At 39.6% G+C, this 2,383-nt stretch carries 4 protein-coding genes; 1 reads left to right on the top strand and 3 read right to left on the bottom strand.

Annotated elements, in window-relative coordinates:
• The coding region (locus tag I4641_RS23655; RefSeq protein ID WP_229643038.1) for a hypothetical protein at positions 1–293 on the bottom strand (293 nt) is incomplete at its 3' end.
• 217 nt (positions 294–510) lie between these two features.
• On the opposite strand from I4641_RS23655, the gene I4641_RS23660 reads away from it, so the two are divergent.
• The gene (locus I4641_RS23660; RefSeq protein ID WP_229643039.1) at positions 511–1,086 is read left to right on the top strand and encodes a tyrosine-type recombinase/integrase; all 576 of its coding nucleotides are present in this window, start codon (positions 511–513) and stop codon (positions 1,084–1,086) included.
• A gap of 103 nt (positions 1,087–1,189) precedes the next feature.
• Here the strand turns inward: I4641_RS23660 and I4641_RS23665 are convergent, their stop codons facing one another.
• Entirely contained in the window at positions 1,190–1,573 is a 384-nt protein-coding gene (locus tag I4641_RS23665) for a hypothetical protein (protein ID WP_229643040.1), read from the bottom strand.
• 66 nt (positions 1,574–1,639) lie between these two features.
• A partial coding sequence (locus I4641_RS23670) for a hypothetical protein (RefSeq protein ID WP_229643041.1) occupies positions 1,640–2,383 on the bottom strand: 744 nt, incomplete at its 5' end.

The raw sequence follows: 2,383 nt of genomic DNA on the forward strand, positions 1-2,383 counted from the left end.
TCTGAGATAAAGATTGATTGAGTAGGATCGGCGTTGATATTCTCGGCTTGATTTTGACGAATTAAAAGCAAAATTCCATAAAGAATTTTGGCTGCGTATTCATCTTGATTTGTTGAATTGATATTTGCAGGAATATCTAGCCCTAGATTATTCTCAATTTGTCCCCCACCGCTAGTATTAGCAAAATTTCCTAGCCAAAAACGTACCTCATTCGGTATTCCTGCGGGTGCGCCTTCGGGAATTTCTAAATAAGTGTTGATGCCAAATATTTGATCGAGAGTCAAATTAGCCATAAAAAGTAAAGACCGTAAATTAATTAGGAATTAGTTTAAATATTCCCAATTTTAACTAATAGTTGAAAGTTCCTTTTCTACATAGAACAAGTACTACTACGGATGACGAAAAAGATTGCCCCCTCTAGGATTGAAGCAATTATATTAATTCCTAATTGTTAGTTAGTACTTGAAATGTAGATATATGAATACGTTTTAGGTACTTTTATTTTTATCTATGAAAAATAACCGCAAAGGTCAAGCAGCTTTATGGACTCCCACGGTAATCAAGAAAATGCGATCGCGTTTAAACTCTCCCATGCAGCGATTGATTTTTGAGATATCCCTTTTTACTGGGGAACGTATGGGGGCGATCGTTCAACTAAAGTCAAAAGATGTTTATGATAGTTCGGGAAAAGTTCTCGGATACATTACGTTTGCAGCTAATACTAGAAAGTCATCAAAACACGGCAAGGCTAACACTCGTCAGGTAATTGTTCATCCTGATCTAAAGTTTCATCTTGAACGTTATAGTCCACCGTCCGAGGGGTATTTGTTCCCCACAAATAGTAGTGATGGATATATTCAATGTAGAGCAGTAGATAAATATTGGCGAAAAATATTAACTGATTTGGGCTATTCTGGCTTTTCAACTCATTCTTCCCGCCGATGGGTAATTAATGAACTGCGTAAGGCTGGCGTGGCTATGGTAACTATATCTGAAGTAATGGGAATGAATATTCAGACTGTACGGCATTATCTTGATCACGATCCAATTGAGGCAGCAAAAGCGATCGCCTTATTAAATGTTTGAATACGGCAACGGGAATCGAACCCGACAAGAGTAAGGCTTACTTACCGACTGAAGAATAGAGAGCTTGAGAAATTTATCCCAACACTAGGACGACCTAGTTTAATTATTTTCCCCCACCGTTGAACATTTTTAAAGCTGCCAATATTTCGGCAAGTTCCGCACCGCGATCGATCATTTCTTGTAATTTGTTCGCTCGATAGGTTGCCAACTCTGACATAGTAGAACCCCCGCGAATATGGATATGTTTTAACTTTTTGCCCACACGATAGACCAGACGATAGTATTCTGTATGTCTTTTCCCAGGGCTATAAGTCTCAATGTGTGACACGGGATCTTTTTGGGCGCGGTCTAAATATCTTTGAATTGCTGCTCTTTTCTTGTCGTGAACACTTTCTGTTCCCGACACTTGATCACTGTCGGGAACAAAAGGTAATTCAAGCTGAGTACCCCGATCGCTGTTTAATTCTATTTCCATTGGTTTATTCATCGTGAAATAAGAGTTTCTATAAATTGGTTCTTATTCCACGATATTGATAATTAACTGGTTAATCCATCATGTTTGATGCGGTTCTTGTCCCAGGTTAGACAGTAAATCTGTTGGAGTGACATAGAGAGGTAGCTCTATTTCTTGTGACCAATCTAGATATCGATTGAACTTTAAGCAGTCATGCAGCCAACCTATGGGGCTAGCGATACCTTTACCTTTACATTCAAAGCTAGTCGATCGCTCTACCTTGTCCCGATTGACCGCCAGCATATGGTTAACTGCCTCGATTACATTATCCATTTTCCGTCCTGCATATCTCCACATACGATGTAAAGTCTCAGAATTACATTTCATCCCAAGCTTTGAGAGTAGGCTGTCTAACTTAGATATATTCTGTAGTAGTAAGTCATGGGCGCGTTCCTTGGATGCAGCGTCAAACATGGGGTTTCCCGTTGGTGACTTGGGGCATGATGCGCAATTTGCGCTTTCGATTTTCTCTAAAAAAGAGAGGGGGCGCACTAGTATTTTGTATACCCAAGGACTGTATCTTTTGAGGATAGTAAGCATACCTTGGCTTTTTTCATCCAGGGCGGGAATGGCATTACAGATCGTTTTGCGGTGGAACTCTCCCAAAAGGCGATGTTTGCCAATCCATTTATTGGTTGGTCTGACATCTACTTCAATTTCACAGGGTTCGTTTAGTTTTGCCTTCCGCAAAATGTCCCGTAAAACTAATGTTTGTGATTCGCTTAAATTAGTTGCTAGAGCGAAATTGTCGTGTTTTTTAGTCCAAGCCATAGTTATTATTAA

Source organism: Waterburya agarophytonicola KI4 (assembly GCF_020640915.1).
In the GTDB taxonomy this organism is placed as follows: Bacteria; Cyanobacteriota; Cyanobacteriia; order Cyanobacteriales; family Xenococcaceae; genus Waterburya; species Waterburya agarophytonicola.